General features: G+C 43.9%; 4 protein-coding genes and 1 tRNA gene. 4 read left to right on the plus strand and 1 reads right to left on the minus strand.

The features are described from left to right. The coding region (locus G548_RS18620; RefSeq protein ID WP_022795289.1) for a cold shock domain-containing protein at positions 1-108 on the plus strand (108 nt) is incomplete at its 5' end. A 386-nt stretch (positions 109-494) separates the two neighbouring features. Here the strand turns inward: G548_RS18620 and G548_RS0116755 are convergent. Next, a complete protein-coding gene (locus G548_RS0116755; RefSeq protein WP_022795291.1) occupies positions 495-1,133 on the minus strand; it encodes a hypothetical protein in 639 nt (212 codons plus the stop codon). A 120-nt stretch (positions 1,134-1,253) separates the two neighbouring features. Between G548_RS0116755 and G548_RS0116760 the strand changes: the two genes are divergently transcribed. The 3 genes from G548_RS0116760 (at position 1,254) to G548_RS0116770 (ending at position 2,987) form a co-directional block, all read left to right on the plus strand. Then, positions 1,254-1,340: transfer RNA gene (locus G548_RS0116760), tRNA-Leu, on the plus strand. A 177-nt stretch (positions 1,341-1,517) separates the two neighbouring features. Next, positions 1,518-2,237, plus strand: coding sequence for an NAD-dependent deacylase (locus G548_RS0116765; RefSeq protein ID WP_022795292.1), 720 nt, complete (start codon positions 1,518-1,520; stop codon positions 2,235-2,237). Positions 2,238-2,426: 189 nt separating this feature from the next. Continuing rightward, positions 2,427-2,987 carry a nitroreductase family protein gene (locus tag G548_RS0116770; RefSeq protein WP_022795293.1) on the plus strand — a complete coding sequence of 187 codons (561 nt, stop codon included), beginning with the start codon at positions 2,427-2,429 and terminating at the stop codon, positions 2,985-2,987. Positions 2,988-3,116: the final 129 nt, after the last annotated feature.

Below are 3,116 nucleotides of genomic sequence, written 5' to 3' on the forward strand. Positions count from 1 at the left end.
GCTATCCAGGAAGAAGGCTTTAAAACCTTAGAAGAAGGACAAACGGTAGAATTCGAAATAGTAGAAGGCGACCGCGGCCCACAAGCTGCAAACGTTACTAAAAACTAATTAAGCCATATATGAACTCTCTCCTTTTTGGAGAGAGTTTTTTCTTTATGAATTCAAAACGTGGACACACAAAAAAGAACACCCGAAAGCCGGGTATTCCTGCTGCATAGTATTCTTTTTGTCAGCGGCGTCTAAACGTTTCAAGAAATGCATGTACAATCTCTACCGACTGAAAAGCAAAAATGCTGACTGCCGAAAGGGACAAGAGCCCCATTATAACAAAGCGCATATTCTGTACCAGATGCAAAGCCCACATGATTACCCCTCCTTTGATATATTTCTATCATACTCCCCTGTCACACGTTTGCAATAATTTTGTGTTATTTTTTAACACATCCCCTGCCATACCTCGGTTCAACGAATCTCCATTGTCTGCAGCCCTCGTTTTAATTAAAAGGAAACCATTTTTTCACTTTATTTTTCCAATACCTTAAAGAAATATATTCAAACACGTAGGTTAAAATTAAACCGTATAAAATAACCCCGAATAAGCTCAGCACTACCATTGTCCCCTGACCAAGCACTGTAACCGGTTCAATGTTGGAGCGCCCAAACATGACAAGCGCCATAAGAACGCTCAAAGCAGATGTCCACAGCGAATCTGCGGGAGGCTCGATGCCCCACACCCAAAGCACAAAACAAATGTATAATATTAAAATACCGCCCCAAACGTAATATTGGTGCTGGCGGCTTAAATAGCGAATAAGCGGCATCGTATAGAATTTGGTGATCGTCTTAAGACGGAAAAGGTGAATAATTCTTGCCAGACGTGCGAATTGAAAGATAGCATCTACCGGTATGATAGCTATTAATAAAAACGGGTGGGATTTTACAAACTCCCATTTCTTCTCTGCGCGAAAAAAACGGAAAGCATAATCAAGCGTAAACAACGCCCAGGTGGTCCAAATGATATAACCGGACACTTCTGTCTCGTACCAGATTGTCCCTACAGAGAGAATGGCAAGGATCACCATAATCGCTTCGTATAATCGCTGCCCGAATCCCTGCTCTCTCTTTTCGCTCATTATCGACGACTCACTTTCCTGTTCGTTTTCTGCTTAGCTTTAATCGTACTATTCCATAAAAAAAACAGCAAATTTTCTATTGCACAATTCGCTGCTACTAGTTATAATAGAATTTGTCTTGCGGATGTGGCGGAACTGGCAGACGCGCACGGTTCAGGTCCGTGTGGGCTTACGCCCTTGGAGGTTCGAATCCTCTCATCCGCACCATTCTTATACAACGAACACACCAGGCTTTTCAGGCTGGTGTTTTTTTATGCTTTTATCCTTTATTTTAGCACGGAGTTCTTCCCGGGGCACCTTTCTTTTGCGATTAGTGTAAGCCGCGGGTAAAGATGGGTATTTAGATTACAGCGTATTTAATAATTATATGTCAGGAGGATCAACGTGAGCAGACAGTTAGCAGAATGGCTTCAAGCCTCTAATTACAGTGTTGTAATGACTGGTGCCGGAATGTCTACAGATAGCGGGCTCCCTGATTTTCGGTCTTCTTCAGGGCTTTGGCGCAATTATGATCCGAAACAGCTGGCCACAGTCGAAGCGCTCGAACATCAAAATGAAGCATTCACAGAGTTCTATCAATGGCGCCTTCAGTCCCTAGTTGATGCATCACCAAACAAAGGGCACGAAATTCTGGCGCAATGGGAGCAACAGGGTCTCCTCCAGCAGTTAATTACCCAAAACGTTGATGGCTTTCACCAGGCGGCCGGCCAGCAGCATGTTTCTGCTTTACACGGTAGTCTGCGGGAGATTAACTGTCATATTTGCGGTCGTCAGGCATCGCAAAAAGACTTTTTAAACGGTTCTTCCGTTTGTCCAAACTGTGGCGGCAAGCTCCGGCCGGGCATCGTTTTGTTTGGAGAAATGCTCCCGGAGCAGGCTATTGGGCAGGCTCAGGAGGCTACCGCAGCCTGTGATTTATTTATTGTTCTCGGATCAAGCCTGCAGGTAGCCCCTGCTTCCCTCTTTCCGATGGAAGCAAAAGAGAACGGAGCCAGGCTCGTTATTGTAAACCAGGAAGAAACCGAACTCGATTCATGGGCGGATTTAACCTTTCCTGGTGCTTCTATTCAAAATGTCCTCACTGAAACAGATAAGCATCTATGACTAACAGAGCGTCCCCCTTCGGCGGGACGCTCTATTTTACGGACAGGTTTAGCTTTCTCTTCTGCTTCCGGATCAAATTCTATTTAAATTGATATTGATGATCATTTCAAATTATAGCTTTCCCTATTTCATTCGTCTATATGTTAAAATATTAAATGATAATCATTTTCAATCTAGGAGGCACTTCTTATGACTGATATAGCCAGTACCCCACTCGCCCAGACCATTCAATCCCGCCGAAGCGTTAAAAAATTTACGGGCCAGCCGGTAGATAAACAAACCATCCTTGAACTGCTCGAAATATCCAAATGGGCGCCCGATCATGGCGTGCGTGAACCATGGCGCTTTCTATTGTTTCTTGGAAGCGGTACGGAGAAACTTGCAGATGCCCTTGCCGATTATCAGGAGCATGAGGGGTCGAAAAAACCGGAAAAAGTACGGGCTCAAATTTCTGAGCTTCCCGGGGCCCTGCTTGTCGTTAATCAGGCAGAGCCAAAAACGGAAAAATGGGAAGAGGATTTTGGCGCAGCCTCTACCCTTATCCAAAATTTTCAGCTGTTAAGCTGGGAACAAAATATTGGTATGATTTGGAAGACCGGTGATTATATCTATTCAAACCGATTCAAGCAATTGCTCGGCATCGATCCGGAAGAAACAATTGTCGGTATGCTGCAGCTCGGCTATTTTGAAAAAATACCAAAAGCTAAACCAAGAACGTCCATTGAAGAAAAGATTGATATTTTTGAATAAACCTCCCATTTTTCATTAAAAAACCTCCCTGGCGTTGAAGTGACCTAAATAAATGAGACAGATAAAAGCACCTCCCACGTCGTATTCGTAGTAAGATCGACAAATGGAGGTGTTTTTCTTATGGGAGAA

This window comes from Marinococcus halotolerans DSM 16375, from assembly GCF_000420725.1.
In the GTDB taxonomy this organism is placed as follows: Bacteria; Bacillota; Bacilli; order Bacillales; family Marinococcaceae; genus Marinococcus; species Marinococcus halotolerans.